This is a genomic window from Marinicella marina (genome assembly GCF_030065545.1).
Classification (GTDB): domain Bacteria; phylum Pseudomonadota; class Gammaproteobacteria; order Xanthomonadales; family Marinicellaceae; genus Marinicella; species Marinicella marina.
Genome location: NZ_JASJNC010000003.1, coordinates 301,940 through 318,258 on the forward strand (window position 1 = coordinate 301,940; position 16,319 = coordinate 318,258).

General features: G+C 47.5%; 14 protein-coding genes. 10 read left to right on the forward strand and 4 right to left on the reverse strand.

Annotated elements, in window-relative coordinates:
• Nucleotides 1-4: 4 nt before the first annotated feature.
• Nucleotides 5-1,531 (forward strand): sensor histidine kinase, encoded by a 1,527-nt coding sequence (locus tag QNI24_RS06310; protein ID WP_267175320.1) that lies wholly within the window; start codon nucleotides 5-7, stop codon nucleotides 1,529-1,531.
• 104 nt (nucleotides 1,532-1,635) lie between these two features.
• Here QNI24_RS06310 and QNI24_RS06315 read toward each other — a convergent pair whose 3' ends face one another.
• Genes QNI24_RS06315 through QNI24_RS06325 form a run of 3 tightly spaced genes read right to left on the reverse strand, consistent with a single transcriptional unit; the run spans nucleotide 1,636 to nucleotide 4,507 of the window.
• Nucleotides 1,636-3,066 (reverse strand): NAD(P)(+) transhydrogenase (Re/Si-specific) subunit beta, encoded by a 1,431-nt coding sequence (locus QNI24_RS06315; RefSeq protein ID WP_267175319.1) that lies wholly within the window; start codon nucleotides 3,064-3,066, stop codon nucleotides 1,636-1,638.
• Nucleotides 3,066-3,374 (reverse strand): NAD(P) transhydrogenase subunit alpha part 2, encoded by a 309-nt coding sequence (locus tag QNI24_RS06320; RefSeq protein WP_267175318.1) that lies wholly within the window; start codon nucleotides 3,372-3,374, stop codon nucleotides 3,066-3,068. The genes QNI24_RS06315 and QNI24_RS06320 overlap by 1 nt, the downstream gene beginning before the upstream one ends.
• On the reverse strand, nucleotides 3,371-4,507 hold the full coding sequence (locus QNI24_RS06325; protein ID WP_267175317.1) for a Re/Si-specific NAD(P)(+) transhydrogenase subunit alpha: 1,137 nt from the start codon (nucleotides 4,505-4,507) through the stop codon (nucleotides 3,371-3,373). Before QNI24_RS06325 ends, QNI24_RS06320 begins: the two co-directional genes overlap by 4 nt.
• Nucleotides 4,508-4,679: 172 nt before the next feature.
• Here QNI24_RS06325 and QNI24_RS06330 point away from each other — a divergent pair, with 172 nt between their 5' ends.
• Genes QNI24_RS06330 through QNI24_RS06340 form a run of 3 tightly spaced genes read left to right on the forward strand, consistent with a single transcriptional unit; the run spans nucleotide 4,680 to nucleotide 9,390 of the window.
• Nucleotides 4,680-5,774, forward strand: a complete 1,095-nt coding sequence (locus QNI24_RS06330) for an efflux RND transporter periplasmic adaptor subunit (RefSeq protein ID WP_267175316.1) — start codon at nucleotides 4,680-4,682, stop codon at nucleotides 5,772-5,774.
• A gap of 3 nt (nucleotides 5,775-5,777) precedes the next feature.
• A complete protein-coding gene (locus tag QNI24_RS06335) occupies nucleotides 5,778-8,885 on the forward strand; it encodes an efflux RND transporter permease subunit (RefSeq protein ID WP_267175315.1) in 3,108 nt (1,035 codons plus the stop codon).
• A 28-nt stretch (nucleotides 8,886-8,913) separates the two neighbouring features.
• On the forward strand, nucleotides 8,914-9,390 hold the full coding sequence (locus QNI24_RS06340) for a nucleoside deaminase (RefSeq protein ID WP_267175314.1): 477 nt from the start codon (nucleotides 8,914-8,916) through the stop codon (nucleotides 9,388-9,390).
• Nucleotides 9,391-9,404: 14 nt separating this feature from the next.
• Here the strand turns inward: QNI24_RS06340 and QNI24_RS06345 are convergent, their stop codons facing one another.
• Nucleotides 9,405-9,848 carry a GFA family protein gene (locus QNI24_RS06345; RefSeq protein WP_267175313.1) on the reverse strand — a complete coding sequence of 148 codons (444 nt, stop codon included), beginning with the start codon at nucleotides 9,846-9,848 and terminating at the stop codon, nucleotides 9,405-9,407.
• Nucleotides 9,849-9,961: 113 nt separating this feature from the next.
• On the opposite strand from QNI24_RS06345, the gene QNI24_RS06350 reads away from it, so the two are divergent.
• From QNI24_RS06350 to QNI24_RS06375, 6 genes are read left to right on the forward strand one after another with little or no spacing between them, the layout of a single operon-like run.
• Nucleotides 9,962-10,543, forward strand: coding sequence for a nitroreductase family protein (locus QNI24_RS06350; RefSeq protein WP_267175312.1), 582 nt, complete (start codon nucleotides 9,962-9,964; stop codon nucleotides 10,541-10,543).
• Nucleotides 10,540-11,571, forward strand: a complete 1,032-nt coding sequence (gene tsaD, locus QNI24_RS06355) for a tRNA (adenosine(37)-N6)-threonylcarbamoyltransferase complex transferase subunit TsaD (protein WP_267175311.1) — start codon at nucleotides 10,540-10,542, stop codon at nucleotides 11,569-11,571. The genes QNI24_RS06350 and tsaD overlap by 4 nt, the downstream gene beginning before the upstream one ends.
• The gene (locus QNI24_RS06360) at nucleotides 11,568-12,077 is read left to right on the forward strand and encodes a cupin domain-containing protein (RefSeq protein ID WP_267175310.1); all 510 of its coding nucleotides are present in this window, start codon (nucleotides 11,568-11,570) and stop codon (nucleotides 12,075-12,077) included. The genes tsaD and QNI24_RS06360 overlap by 4 nt, the downstream gene beginning before the upstream one ends.
• A 37-nt stretch (nucleotides 12,078-12,114) precedes the next feature.
• A complete protein-coding gene (deoC, locus tag QNI24_RS06365; RefSeq protein ID WP_267175309.1) occupies nucleotides 12,115-13,068 on the forward strand; it encodes a deoxyribose-phosphate aldolase in 954 nt (317 codons plus the stop codon).
• 5 nt (nucleotides 13,069-13,073) lie between these two features.
• On the forward strand, nucleotides 13,074-15,431 hold the full coding sequence (locus QNI24_RS06370; RefSeq protein WP_267175308.1) for an aldehyde dehydrogenase family protein: 2,358 nt from the start codon (nucleotides 13,074-13,076) through the stop codon (nucleotides 15,429-15,431).
• Nucleotides 15,421-16,260 carry a purine-nucleoside phosphorylase gene (locus tag QNI24_RS06375; protein WP_283708580.1) on the forward strand — a complete coding sequence of 280 codons (840 nt, stop codon included), beginning with the start codon at nucleotides 15,421-15,423 and terminating at the stop codon, nucleotides 16,258-16,260. The genes QNI24_RS06370 and QNI24_RS06375 overlap by 11 nt, the downstream gene beginning before the upstream one ends.
• Nucleotides 16,261-16,319: the final 59 nt, after the last annotated feature.

Below are 16,319 nucleotides of genomic sequence, written 5' to 3' on the forward strand. Positions count from 1 at the left end.
AAAGATGATCAGAAACGACGATCAAGAAAAACTATTCCAGCTTGAGAAGAAAAACCTCAGGTATTTGAATTTATTCCGGCTTTTTGCGGGTTTGTTCTTCTTTGCTTTATTAAACAATGATTGGGTGGCTAATTTTTATCCTTCCAGCGAGTTTCATCCAGCCACTTCCGACGTCATTGACATCTATTTGATGCTGTCCATCAGCATCATGATCATCACCTACGTCAGCCAACAAGAACGGGTGATCAGGGTCAGCAAACTGACTTTGTTTTTGGATTTGGTGGTCTTGATCTTTTTGGCTTTTGCCACCAATGGCTTTTCACAAGGTGTCGCCATCCTTCCGGTGCTGGCCATTGGCTCTGCAGCGATGTTGTATCGGCGCCCATTTAATATATTGTTAGCTCCCACTCTGGCCACTATTTTATTGTGGTTACTGCCTGAGGTGCTTGATTTTTCAAATCAAGAAGTGGTAACCGACTCGAGTAAATGGTTACATGCTCTGGGTTATTTTGTCATTGCCCTGTTGGGTATCAGACAGTCCATATCCTACACCAGCACGCTCAGTTTGTATAAAAGCCAGCGCAAGACCATTTCTGGTTTGGAAAACATGAACCAGGTGATTATCGAAAAGTTGACCAATGGCGTCATCATTTACCAAAACGACCACGTGATTTTGCATGCCAATCAATCGGCCAAAAAACTGCTCGATAATGACGACATCATTTTCTTTCCTCCAGAGATACTCGACTTTTTGGAAAGTAACAAAGACGGCGCGGTTTACACCTCAGACAATGGCTCCGATTTATACTTAAGGAAAGCTTCGGTGTCTGAAGAGAAGAACTTTGGGGTGTTGTTTATTGAAGATTCTAGTTATTTAAAAAAGGCGGCCCAACAACTGAACTTGGCATCCCTGGGTAAATTATCCAGTTCCATCGCGCATGAAATAAGAAACCCGCTGGCGGCCATCAGTACCGCAGCAGAATTGTTGGTTGAATCGCCTGACTTAAAAGACCAAGACAAACAAATCAGTGAAATCATTGTTAACCAAACACGCCGTGCCAACCACATCATCGAAGACATACTGGAAATGTCTAAACGCCGCACAGCAGAACCTGAAACATTGGACATTGCAGACTACCTGTCACTGACCAAAAAGCAACTCATCGACCAAGGCTTGGCCAACAGCCAACAAATACAATTGATTGGCGCCAATAATAAAACCATCGAATTTGATCCAGATCATTTCAAACAAGTGGTTTGGAATCTGGCCTCGAATGCCATCAAGCACGGCATTGATAACGAACTCCAAATCATTGTCAGAGAACAAACTATTGAATTCCGCAACAATGGTGAAGCATTTGATGCCAAGAAAATCAAAAATTTATTTGAGCCCTTTTTCACCACCCACAACCGCGGCACCGGACTGGGCTTACACATTTGTCGACAACTGTGTCACGACAACCACGCCACCTTAGATTACCTGCACCTCAACAACCAACATGTTTTCAGGATAGAGTTTAATTTGGGATGAACCAAGCTGATTGGTTGTAGTTAAAACTTGCATTAAAAAATTATGCCACTTCACATAAAAAAGCCCCGACATGCAGGGCTTTTCAGTGACTGGTTCGGTTCAGCCTACAGAGCCTTCAAGCCAGAAACCAACTTGGCAATCGCATCTTGGGCATCTCCATACAGCATTTTATTGTTCTCAGCGAAAAACAAAGCGTTTTGAATACCCGCAAAACCGGTGCCTTTACCGCGTTTGATTACGATGGAGTTTTTCGCTTCATCGACATTTAAAACAGGCATGCCATAAATCGGACTTTCCGGATCGGTCTTGGCCACTGGATTGACCACATCATTGGCGCCAATCACCAAGGCCACATCGGTTTGTGGGAACTGAGAATTGATGTCCTCCATGTCCTCAATCAAGTCATAAGGTACACCGGCCTCAGCCAGCAGCACGTTCATGTGACCGGGCATGCGCCCTGCTACAGGGTGTATGGCAAATTTCACATCAACACCACGGTCTAACAACAGTTGAGTCATTTCCCACAACTTGTGCTGGGCTTGCGCCACGGCCAAACCGTAACCTGGGATCACGATGACACGATCGGCGAAGGCCATTTGAATGGCTGCATCTTGGGCCTCAATCTCCTTCATCTCACCATCAATCGCTGCGCCACCAGAACCACCCATGGAACCGAACAACACTGAACCCAAGGAGCGATTCATCGCTTTGGCCATGTGTTGGGTAAGCATGGTACCCGCCGCACCGACCAACATACCGGCGATGATCATCGCTTCGTTTTGTAGCACAAAGCCCTCGAATGAAACCGCCAAGCCGGTGAATGCGTTGTACAAAGAAATCACCACTGGCATGTCGGCACCACCAATGGGTAACGTCATTAATAGGCCAAGTAGCAAAGACAAGCCAAAGAAAATCCAGATGTAGTTTGGATTCAAATCTTGCGTCAGGTAAAGGCCCAATAATAAGGTACCAATACCCACTATGCCGTTGAAAAAGTTTTGCCCTGGGAAGGTGAACCTTCGATCAAGCCAACCTTGCAGTTTTGCAAATGCCACCAAGGAACCACTTAAAGATATGGCACCAATGTAGACACCCACTATGGCAAATATCATACTGACACCAGCCAGACAATCATGTGTGGTCGGGGTATCGACAATGATTCCTGCCTGACAGCCACCCAAATGATCAACGGCATTGAATAAGGCCATGGCACCAATGAAGGCAGCAGAGCCACCACCCATACCGTTATAAAGTGCCACCATTTGCGGCATATCGGTCATGGCTACTTTTTTGCCACTGATCCAAGCCAGTACCGTGGATGATACCAGTGCCGCAATGATCAACACCATGTTGTGCATATCAGGTAACAGGAAGGTGGCAATTGTCGCTATCAACATGCCCCAACCAGCCCAAACAATACCGCCCCGAGCAGTCCCTGGCGCACTCATGCGTCGCAAACCAGTGATGAATAAGATGGCAGCTAAGAAATATGAGCTTTTAATGACATAAGGTAAATATTCATTGATGAATTCCATTATTTATCTCCCTCATCAGCCTGCTTCTTCACTCTGGGTTTGAACATCTCAAGCATCCGTTCGGTGACCACATAACCACCAGCTGCATTACCAGCACCTAAGAATACCGCAATGAAACCGAAGACTTTTTCCAAAGTGGTGTCGGCATGGCCCAAAGCAATCATCGCTCCCACCAGAACAATGCCGTGAATGAAGTTTGATCCAGACATCAGAGGCGTATGTAATACCACCGGTACTTTTGAAATGATTTCAAACCCCAAAATCGCTGCCAGAGCGAATATATACAAAGCTATAAAACCGTCAATCATGATTGTTCTCCACCTTTTTCTCCAACCACTGCTGGATGAACCACTTCACCACCTTTAGTGACCACGCAGCCTGCTAAAATATCATCTTCCCAGTCTAATTTAAATTCACCCTCAGCATGCATCAATGACAATAAGTTCCACACATTGCGTGAATACATCTCACTGGCATGTAAGGGCACTGTAGCAGATAAATTCTTGGGTCCAATTACTTTGACGTTGTTAACCACCTTGGTCACACCTGCTTCAGTGGGTTCGCAGTTACCACCCCCTTCAGCGCCCAAATCAACAATCACACTGCCTGGCTTCATGTCATTGACCATCTGAGCAGTGATGATGCGTGGGGCGGGCCTACCAGGTACAGCTGCCGTGGTAATTAACACATCCACTGAAGTTAGGTGTTTTGCCAAGTTTTGTTGTTGGGTTTGTTTTTCTTCATCAGTCAGGGCACGGGCATAGCCTCCCTCACCAACGGCCTCCACACCCAAATCTAAAAATTTAGCACCCAGCGACTTAACTTGTTCTACTGTTTCTGGCCTGACATCGTAACCTGTGACATTGGCACCCAATCGTCTGGCTGTTGCCATCGCTTGTAAGCCCGCAACACCTGCACCAATCACCAACACCGAAGCGGGCCTAATGGTACCTGCTGCGGTGGTCAGCATGGGGAAAAATCGGGGGGCTTCAGATGCCGCTAACAGAACTGCTTTATAGCCCGCCACTGAAGCTTGAGACGATAATACATCCATCGCTTGAGCACGGGTGGTTCTGGGAATCAGTTCCATCGAGAACACTGTGACATCTTTTTCAGCGGCCTGTGTAAAACGTGCTTGATCTTGGTAGGGGGAAACCATTCCAACAACCACAGAATTATTTTTTAAATCTTCCATGTCCTCGTTTGATAACGCATCTACACCCACCAGAATATCTGCCGCGTTAAGCACATCGCTGCGTTTTTTGGCCATTTGACACATCTCAGGATAAGCTTCGTTAGGGAATCCAGCTGATTCACCTGCATCAGGTTCAAACAAAATCTGCCAACCCAATTTGAGAATTTTTTCTGCGGTTTCTGGCACCAATGCCACCCGCTTTTCATCGTCATTGCGCTCTTTTAAAAAGCCAATTGTTATTGTCATATAATCCCACTCTTTTTAATCATTCATTATTATAGCCAAAACGTTAAGGTTTTGTTGTTTCAATTTTTCCGAATAAAACATTTCATAAAAACAATCAAACTATTTGTGATTATTCACCTCTTAACCACATCCCTGTAACTACACTTCGTGAATCTCAGACAGTTGATAAAACATGAAAGCATTGAAAATAATTGGCATGGTGTGGGTCTTGCTCAGCTCAGGACTGTCAACAGCACAAAACAATTCAGATAACTTGGTACCAGTGATTACCGCATCGGCAGGGCTTGAAGATTTTGCCAATGTTGTCGAAGCTTTGGGTACACTAAAAGCCAACGACAGCATCTCCATCACCCCAACAGTCACTGAACTGGTAACCGAAGTGCATTTTTCCGACGGTCAAACCGTCGAAAAAGGTGATTTACTGATTTCAATGGATACCTCTGACGAGGATGCACTGTTACAAGAAGAACAAGCCCGATTAGGCGAAGCGAAAAGACAAGTTAAGCGTCTGCAACCACTGGCAGCACAGAATGCCACCTCTAAAAGTGCCCTGGATAATCAAAAAAGCATTGTCAGTGTTTCTGAGGCCAGAATAAAAGGCATCCAATCACAAATCGATAAACGGCGCATCACCGCACCATTTGATGGCGTGATGGGGTTATTAGACATCAGTGTGGGCACCTTGGCACAACCCGGCACTGTGTTAGCTACCTTGGATGACACCCAAATCATGAAAATGGATTTTTCAGTACCAGAACGTCACTTAGCAGCCCTGCAAAAAGGCATCAAAATCGATGCCAGCACTCAAGCTTATCCGGATCGCGAGTTTATTGGTGAAATTGCCCACATTGACAGCCGCATCAACCCCAACACACGATCAGTTCAAGTTCGCGCCATCGTACCCAATGATGATGACCTTTTAAAACCAGGCCAATTGATGCGAATTAAATTATTGACCCAACCACGCCAGTCATTGCTGATTCCAGAAGAAGCTGTGACCTCAGCTGGTACCACTCAAACTGTGTTTGTGGTGGATCACACCAATGGTAAAAGCATTGTCAGACAAACCCCAATCAAACCGGGCAACCGTTACAACGGCAAAATTGAAGTACTCAGCGGCATATCAGCAGGTGACGAAGTGATTATCCATGGCACATTGAGGATACAAAACGGCAGCGCTGTTGAAGTCATTGCGCAGAAAAAAGGCAATGAAACATTATCGGAATTGTTGGCCCAAAGATCAAATCGCACCGAAAAAGACACATAAACCATGATCATTTCTGATGTTTCGGTTAAGCGGCCGGTATTCGCTTCAGTCATTTCATTGCTGCTGATTGCATTTGGTTTGGTGGCTTTTGAACGCTTATCACTGCGTGAGTACCCAGACATCGACCCACCGGTGGTGACTGTCGAAGTCAACTACCCCGGCGCCCCAGCCAATGTGGTTGAAACCCGGGTGACTGAAATCATTGAAGAACGCATTTCAGGCATCGAGGGCATTGAATTCATCGAGTCTTCATCCAGTGATGGTGAATCCAATGTCACCATCGAGTTTTCAATCAATCGTGACATCGATGCCGCTGCCAATGACGTACGAGACCGCATCGCTGGTGTGCAAGACAACTTGCCAGAGGAAGCCGAGCCACCAGAAGTACAAAAAGTTGACAGCAGCAATGACATTGTTATTTGGCAAAACTTGGCCAGCAGCGAATTGTCAGTGCCTGAAATCACTGACTATGCCGATCGCTATTTGGTTGATCAATATTCAACTTTAGATGGCGTGGCGCGGGTCAGGGTCGGTGGCGGATTAAGTTATGCCATGCGAATTTGGTTAGACCGCATGTCATTGGCCGCCAGAAATTTGAGTGTGGCCGATGTAGAGCAGGCCTTACGCGCAGAAAACATCGAACTACCGGCTGGTAGTATTGAATCCGACCAACGTCTGTTCAAAGCGCGTATCAGCCGTAATTTCAATACCCCAGAGGATTTTACCAGCTTGGTATTGGCTGAGGGCGACAACGGCTATTTGGTCAGGTTAGGCGATGTGGCTCGGGTCGAGCTGGGCTTGGTTGAAGACCGCACTCTATTCCGCGGTAATGGCGTTCCCATGGTGGGCATTGGGGTGGTGAAACAATCCACCGCCAACAGCATTGAAGTGGCCCGCGCGGTCAAAGCTTTAACCGCCAAGCTCAATCAAAACCTACCTGAAGGTATGTCGATTGAACAAAGTTATGATGCATCCATTTTCATAGAAGAGGCCATCAAAGAAGTCTACTTTACTTTGTTTGTGGCCATCGGGTTTGTGGTTTTTGTCATCTTCATGTTTTTAGGTAACTGGCGCGCCATGCTGATTCCAGCGGTGACGGTGCCAGTTTCAATCATTGCTACATTCATTGTTATTAATGCTTTGGGATTTTCGATCAACTTATTGACCCTACTGGCCCTGGTGTTGGCCATCGGTTTGGTGGTCGATGATGCCATTGTGATGTTAGAAAACATTGTCAGGCGCATGCAAGAAAAAGGTGAAACGCCGCTGGTGGCTGCTTATCGCGGTGCCAGACAAGTGGGTTTTGCCGTGGTTGCAACCACTTTGGTGCTGGTGGCAGTGTTCGTCCCCATTACTTTCCTACAAGGCGACATTGGTAGGTTGTTTACAGAGTTCTCACTGACGATAGCTGCAGCCGTAACTTTTTCATCGCTGGTGGCACTGACGCTGTCACCCATGCTGGCCTCGAAATTACTCAAACCCAATAACAACCCAGGTAAAATCCTCAAAGCCACCAACAGCATCATCAAATCAACCCGCGATAAATACGTCAAGTTACTGGTTAAGGCCATGCGCAAACCGATAACCACTGTCATCCTTTTCTTTGTGTTGATTGCTGGCACGGCGTTTTTATACCCTAAAATCAACCAAGAGTTCACCCCCAAAGAAGATCGTGGTGCATTCTTTGTCAGCGTCAATGGACCTGAGGGTGCCACTTACGAGTACATGGAAGAGTACATGACCGAAATCGAAGGTCGCATGATGAAGTACATCGACAATGGCGAACTCAGGCGGCTGTTGGTGCGATCACCACGTTCTTTTGGTAACATTTCATCCTTTAACTCAGGCATCATCATCGCCATCATGAACCCATGGGATGAAAGGCGTTCGGCCTTTACTGTGATGAATGAAGTGCGCGAAGGCCTGTCTGATTTACCCGGCGTGCGGGCCTTCCCCATCATGCGTCAGGGCTTGGGCGGCGGCACCGGCAAACCCATTCAATTTGTTTTGGGCGGAGCCGATTATGCCGAGTTGGCAGAATGGCGTGACATCATCTTTGACAAGATTAATCAAAACAACCCCGGCTTCACCGGCCTGGACAGTGGCTACAAAGAAACCAGACCACAAATTGATTTCGATGTAGATTACGATGCCGCCGCCGATCTAGGCGTGCGCATCAATGAAATAGGCCGCACCCTACAAACCATGCTCTCAGGACGCAACGTCACCACCTACATTGAAAATGGTGAAGAGTACGATGTGATCATGGAAGGTGAACGTGAACAACAAAACAACTTCAGTGACATTGAAAACATTTATGTGCGCTCACAACGCTCTGGTGAATTGATTCCACTGTCCAGTTTTATCAGCATCAAAGAGTACGGTGCAGCGGATAACCTCACCCGTTACAACCGCGTACGCTCCATCACCCTAGAGGCCAACTTAACCGATGATTTGGCTTTGGGTGATGCCTTGCAACACTTAGAACAGTTGGTAGATGACCATTTACCTGACTATGCCATCACCGATTACAAAGGCCAAACCCGAGATTTCATCGAATCAGGCAATTCAATCATTTTCGTATTTGCCTTGGGCTTGTTGGTGGTATTCTTGGTATTGGCGGCTCAATTCGAAAGTTATGTGCACCCCTTCGTCATCATGTTCACTGTGCCTTTGGCCATGGGCGGCGGTTTACTGGGCCTATTTTTAATGGGTGGCTCGATTAATATTTATTCGCAAATTGGCCTGATCATATTAATTGGTCTGGCCACCAAAAATGGTATTTTGATTGTTGAATTTGCCAACCAAATCCGCGACATGGGATACAACTTTAACCGCGCCACTTTGATGGCATCAAAAGTCAGATTCAGACCCATCGTGATGACTGGCTTGACCACCATCGCCGGCTCGATTCCACTGCTGATAGCCAGTGGTGCTGGCGCTGAAACCCGTGTGGTTATCGGTACGGTGATTCTCTTTGGCGTGGTGGCCGCCACCCTATTCACTCTATTTATCGTACCTGTTGCCTACAGCTTATTGGCCCGAAACACCAGTTCACCTGAAACAGTGGCGAAGAATTTGGCCAGAGAACAACAACAAATAAGCAGCTAAAACTGGTTTTTGTTTTACAATAGCCAGCATGGATAACAAACACGAAACATACATGCAGCGAGCCATAGATCTGGCTCGCAGCGGCATGGAAAGCGGCGCCGGTGGACCTTTTGGTTGTGTGATTGTCAAAGACAACGAAATCATTGCAGAGGGTTGGAACAAAGTCACTTCAACCAACGACCCAACCGCGCATGCCGAAGTGACCGCCATTCGAATTGCCTGTGAACAACTCGGTTCATTCCAACTTGAGGGCTGTGTGATTTACACCTCTTGTGAACCCTGCCCAATGTGCTTGGGCGCGATTTATTGGGCCCGCCCTGAAGCCGTTTACTATGGCTGTGACAAAGTCGATGCAGCGGCCATCGCCTTTGATGATCAATTCATTTACGATGAAATCGATGCACCCATACATGCAAGAACCATTCCGTTTCAACAAATCGCCCAAAATGAGGCCATTGCTGTGTTTCAAGCATGGGCTGATAAAATTGATAAAACTAAATACTGATTAAATCAACTCGTTTAAAACCACAGGTGTTTAAAAAAGGCCAACTGACTTTTAATAAACCCCTGGTGCTTGGGCAGCTCATCATCAACATCAGCCACTCGTTTGTCATAAAACATATGTGCATCAGGATCTGGTAAATCAGCATCGGCTGCAAACATGGCTGCAGGCACCATGGTTAATTTTGGCAGCAAAGGAAAACTGAATGTCTCAATGGCTGCCTGGCCACATTTAACGCAACTGCCGCGCTTGACATTAGGCGGTGCTTTGTATGTTTTAAAAACCACATAATCACTGCTGGGAGTGGTGATATCACGGGTATTGAACACCAAAACATCCGCATGACTGGCTTGATTGAATTTTTGGCAGATGGTGCAGTGACAAAGCATTCTCAATCTGGGCTTTGTATTGACGTCAAATTGAACATGGCCACATTGGCAGCTACTAGTTTTTGTTTTCATGGTATTTGCTTTCAAATTATTTTGCTGTTGGCTTTCAAACGATGGGTTTCATCGCATCAGCCTCATACCTTATAATACCTGCAAACAACTGCTTATAGAACATCGTTTATCTCATGACCCAAGAAAATAACCACGCCATCACTCAATTTATGCTCAATCGCCGTTCGGTGCTGATCAAAAATATGACCGAACCCGGTCCCTCATCCGATGACCTTGAAACCATCCTTACCATCGCTACGCGGGTACCTGACCACCGCAAACTAAAACCTTGGCGCTTGTTGGTATTACAAGGCGATGCACGCCGAGTCTTTGGTGAAACATTGGCCCAAGTAAAAGCGCAGAAAGAGGCCATGAAGGAAATTCAGGTCGACATTGAAAAACAATGCTTTATGCGCGCACCTTTGGTGATTGCGGTGGTGGCCTCTCCAGTTGAACACAAAACTCCAATAGAAGAACAAATCTTATCTGCTGGTGCGGTGTGCCAAAACATCAACATCGCCGCTGCATCACTGGGCTATGTCAGCCAATGGGTCACTGGCTGGTCATGCCTGGATAAAGCAGCATTGAAAGCAGTTGGTTTGTCCGATGATGAGTTCATTGCAGGATACTTATACATCGGTAGCTGCGATGAAAAACCAGCTGATCGCCAGCGTCCAGAACTGGATGAAGTGGTGACTTACTGGGAAAAGTCTTGAAAATACTTGGCATAGAATCTTCTTGTGATGAAACTGGCATTGCCATTTATGACACCAAAGCTGGCTTAATTGCCGACCAACTATACAGTCAAATTGAACTACACGCCCAATATGGTGGTGTGGTACCAGAACTGGCTTCACGTGATCATGTGCGTAAAATTGTGCCCTTGATTCAACAAACCTGTGACGAGGCTGGATTGACTTTAAAAGACCTTGATGCTGTGGCCTACACCGCAGGACCGGGCTTGGTGGGTGCACTTTTGGTGGGTGCATGTGTCGGTAAATCCATTGCTTGGGCATTGGATAAACCAGCTGTAGAGGTACACCATATGGAAGGCCATCTATTGGCACCCTTGTTAGAGGACGACAAACCCGAATTCCCTTTTTTATGTCTATTGGTATCAGGTGGGCACACGCTGTTGGTTGATGTACAAGCACTGGGCAGCTATAAAATCCTCGGCGATACATTGGATGATGCAGCAGGCGAAGCCTTTGACAAAACCGCCAAATTATTGGGTTTGCCTTACCCAGGCGGTCGTTACATCGCAGCACTGGCTGAACAAGGTGATGAAAAACGTTTTAAATTCCCAAGACCCATGCTCAATCGTCCCGGTTTGGATTTCAGTTTTTCTGGCTTAAAAACTGCCACACGCATGACTTGGGAAAAACATATTGTTACGTGCAGCAATGATGCTGAAAAAAATCAACTACAAGCCGATGTGGCTGCCAGCTTTCAAGCGGCAGTGATTGAAACCTTAGCAAAAAAATGCCTGCGTGCCATCGAACAAACTGGCCACCAGCAACTGGTGGTTTCCGGCGGTGTCAGCGCCAACACTTCGTTGCGAGAAACTTTGGCTCAAATGGGTGAAGTACACCACTTTAAATCATTTTTTCCATCGATGAAATACTGCACCGACAACGGCGCCATGATTGCGGTGGCTGGGGCCATGCGGTTTCAACACAAAGACATCAAACCCCACAACTTAATCAAAGCCTATCCCAGATGGAGTCTGGAACAGTTGTCATGAAGTCTGCCCAGTATTGGATCAAGCAGCTTAAGCTGCAGCCACACCCAGAGGGTGGCTACTTCAATGAAACTTACCGCTGTCAAGAATCTATGACAGCTGGCAATTTACCTGAACGCTTCACGCAAGACCACTGTTTTTCAACCGCCATTTATTACTTACTCGAAGCGCCTGACTTTTCCGCTTTCCATCGCATCAAACAAGATGAACTGTGGCATTTTTACACCGGTAACAGTGCGTTGACCATCCATGTTATCAGTCAAGCAGGTAACTACCATAATTTACAATTGGGCAATGAACCCTCAACGAATCAAGCGTTTCAACAAATGGTTAAGGCCGGTGATTGGTTCGCTGCCAGTGTCAATGAAAGCAATGGTTTTGCGCTGGTTGGCTGTACCGTGGCGCCGGGCTTCGAGTTCGCCGATTTTGAAATAGCACAGGAAAGTCAGCTTTTTGAGTTGTGTCCTGAACAACAGACACTGATCAAATCACTCAGCAAAAACCCTTAATTCATTGAACTGCATAAATTAGGTTAAAATACCCAACATGACTATCAAAAGAAATCCAGGCATGGCGCTGAATTTAGATTGGATTGAATCGATTCAGCTCAATAAAAGTGCCATTGAACGGCGCGCGGCAACCTTAGGTACGCGACGCAGTGTCAAAAAACAAAACCAGGTGGCTTGGTTACTCAAAGCCATCACCTTGATTGATCTGACCACCCTGGCTGGTGATGACACCGAACAGCGGGTGAAACGATTGTGTGCCAAAGGCAAGCATCCATTGCGCCATGATTTGATTGATGCATTGGGCATCGCTGACATGCACATCACCACGGGTGCAATTTGTGTCTATCATGACATGTTAGCAACAGCTGCTAAAGAACTGGCGGGCACAGGCATACATTTGGCCGCGGTATCAACTGGTTTCCCTGCCGGCTTATCTCCCTTGCACTTGAAGGTGCAAGAAATCAAGGAGTCAGTCAAAGCAGGTGCCGACGAAATAGACATCGTCATCACCCGCAAACATGTCTTTGCGGAGAACTGGCAAGCCCTTTATGACGAAGTCAAAGCCTACCGCGAAGCTTGTGGTGAGGCGCACATGAAAACCATTTTAGCCACCGGTGAAATCAGCACCCTGCGAAATGTAGCCAAGGCCTCCATGGTGTGCATGATGGCCGGCGCTGATTTCATCAAGACCTCCACCGGTAAAGAATCAGTCAACGCCACCCTGCCCGTTTCACTCACCATGATCAGACAAATACGCGAATACCATGAACGCACTGGCTATCAAATCGGCTACAAACCGGCTGGCGGCATCAGTAAAGCCAAAGAAGCCCTGGTGTATTTATCTATGATGAAAGAAGAATTAGGCAATGATTGGCTTCAACCCGACTTGTTTCGTTTTGGTGCATCCAGTTTACTGGGTGACATTGAACGCCAATTAGAACACCAGGTCAGTGGACATTATTCAGCGGCTCATCGCCACGCAATGGGTTAACTATCATGAACATCAAAGACATATTCAATAACATGGACTACGGCAAAGCACCTGAATCACCTGATACAGCTCTTGATTGGCTGGCTCAGCACAACAACAAGTTCGGCCATTTTATCGGTGGTGAATGGGTCAAAGGCCCAAGTCGCAAAGGTGGTCATTTTGACAGCAACAACCCGGCCACCGGCAAGGCGCTGGCCAAAGTCGCCCAAGCCGACAAAAAAACTGTGGATAAAGCGGTGCAAGCGGCGGCTGAGGCGCAATCCAAATGGCAAGCCACCTCTGGCCATGAGCGCGCGCAGTACTTGTATGCCATCGCGCGTTTACTGCAAAAAAACGCACGCTTGTTTGCGGTGTTAGAGACGCTGGATAACGGCAAACCCATCCGTGAGTCCCGCGATATTGATGTGCCTTTGGCAGTGCGTCATTTTTACCACCATGCGGGCTGGGCCCAACTGCTGGATACTGAAATGCCAGATCACCAAGCTATTGGAGTGGTGGGACAAGTGATTCCATGGAATTTCCCGCTGTTGATGTTGGCCTGGAAAATTGCCCCAGCCATAGCCACTGGCAACACCGTGGTGATCAAACCGGCTGAATTCACCTCACTAACGGCGTTGTTGTTTGCGGAAATTTGCCAACAAGCAGGCCTGCCAAAAGGCGTGGTCAATGTGGTCACTGGTGACGGTAAAACCGGTCAGTTGATTGTTGAACACCCAGGTATTAAGAAAATTGCTTTCACTGGTTCCACTGCTGTGGGCCGCTGGATCAGACAAGCCACCGCCGGCAGCGGTAAAAAACTGTCTCTGGAACTGGGTGGTAAATCAGCCTTTATTGTCTGTAATGATGCCGATTTGGATGCCGCGGTAGAAGGTGTGGTCGATGCCATTTGGTTCAACCAAGGGCAGGTTTGTTGTGCCGGTTCTCGCCTCTTGGTGCAGGAAGCCGTGGCTGATCGCTTTCATAAAAAGCTCATAGCTCGCATGCACAAATTACGCATCGGGGACCCGTTGGATAAGTCTATTGATATGGGCGCCATCATCGACCCCAGACAACAACAAAAAATCGCTACCTTAGTGCAAGCTGGCGTTGATGCCGGCGCTTGCTTGAATCAGTCTGATGCAAAACTACCGAAAAACGGCTGCTTTTATCCGCCCACCTTATTAACTGACGTATCACCTTCTGATCAGGTGGTCCAAGATGAAATCTTTGGCCCTGTACTGGTATCAATGACCTTCCGCACACCTGATGAGGCAGTGGCTCTGGCAAACAACAGTCGCTATGGCTTGGCTGCCAGTATTTGGAGTGAAAACATCAACATGGCGATGCACTTGGCACCATTGGTACAAGCTGGTGTGGTGTGGATCAATTGCACCAATCAATTCGATGCTGCCGCTGGCTTTGGTGGCGTCAAAGAATCCGGCTTTGGTCGTGAAGGCGGTAAAGAAGGCTTGTATGAATACTTACAAGACAAAACAGCCAACAGCAAAAAAATGACCACTAAGGCGAAAACAAAAGCCAAGCTCACACCCGTTGAGGGTATGGATAAAACCCCTAAAATGTACATAGGTGGCAAACAAACCCGTCCGGATGGTGGCTACACTTATCCGGTGCATGATCATCGCGGTGACATCATCACCCATGTGGGTCTGGGAAACCGCAAAGACATCAGAAATGCCGTTGAGGCCGCTGCGAGCAGTAAGGCTTGGTCGCAAATGAATGCCTACCAAAGGCAGCAGGTGATGTACTTCATGGCTGAGAACTTGTCCTACCGCGCCGCAGAGTTCAGCGCGCGATTACAGGCTTTTGGACACAGCAAGAAACAGGCAGAACTTGAAGTAGAGAGCAGCATCCAGCGCATCAATTATTATGCCGCTTGGTGTGATAAATACGATGGCCAAGTCCATGGTGTGCCGATGCGCGGCGTGGCCATGGCCATGCATGAACCGATTGGTGTCATTGGTATCCAATGTCCAGATGACGCGCCCTTACTCAGTTTCATTTCATTGCTGGCGCCGGCCATGGCCATGGGTAATCGCGTGGTGATGACGGCCTCGGAAACCTATCCATTACCGGCCTTGGATTTTTACCAAGTTTTGAACACTTCAGACGTACCAGCTGGCACCGTCAACATAATCAGTGGCGAGCAAGCTGAACTGGTCAAACCTTTGGCCGGTCACATGAATGTTGATGCGGTGTGGCACTTTGGCGATCTGGCTGAAACCGTTGAACACGAATCGGCCACCAATCTGAAACGCACTTGGACCGAAACCACTGTCAGGGACTGGATGAAACAAGGCCAAGGCCAAAACTTCCTGCGCCAAGCCACTCAAGTCAAAAACATTTGGACTCCTTATGGCGAATAATATGAACGAGCCAAGCACGGTACAAAAATCCGTTGATTTCATCAAAGGCATTCAAAGTTTATTGCCCAAGCCTTTTACAGCCAAAGTGGCCATGATTTTGGGTTCAGGTTTGGGCACAGTCACTGAACAAGCTGAGGTTTTGGCTGAAATTTCATACAGCGACATCCCCGGCTTTCCTGAAACCGGTGTGGCAGGCCATTCCGGTTCAGTGTTGCTGACGCTAATGAATGGTCATCCGCTGATTATCCTCAATGGTCGCATTCACTTTTACGAACAAGGTGATGCCAGTGCCATGGCACCGGTGATTGCGACCCTCAAAGGACTGGGTGTTGAAACCCTGATTCTGACCAATGCCGCCGGTTCTCTGCTCAACGCCGCACCTGGTTCGGTGATGATGATAAAAGACTACATCAATTTCACTGGCCAGTCACCGCTGTTTGGAGTGGCCGACAACAACCGCTTTGTCAGCATGAGCAAAGCCTACGATGCCCAATACCGCTACCAACTGCGTCAAGTGGCTGAAAAAAATAACATCCATCTGGCCCAAGGGGTTTATGCCTGGATGGTCGGACCGCAGTTTGAAACCCCGGCTGAAATTCGCGCCATCCGCATGATGGGCGCCGATGCGGTGGGCATGTCCACCGTACCTGAAACCATATTGGCCCGGTACCACGACATGAAAGTCGCCGCCCTTTCCATCATCACCAACTACGGCGCTGGCATGGAAGACGTGCGCCTGAGCCACGAACAAACCCTGGAATACGCCCCCAAAGCCGCGGCCAAAGTCCACGTCTTGATCAGCGGCTTTTTGGATTATTTGTACATATGAAGAGAATTATCAAACCTGCAAAAACTGTCAGTTCAAAATCTCAGGAAATTTAACCCCAA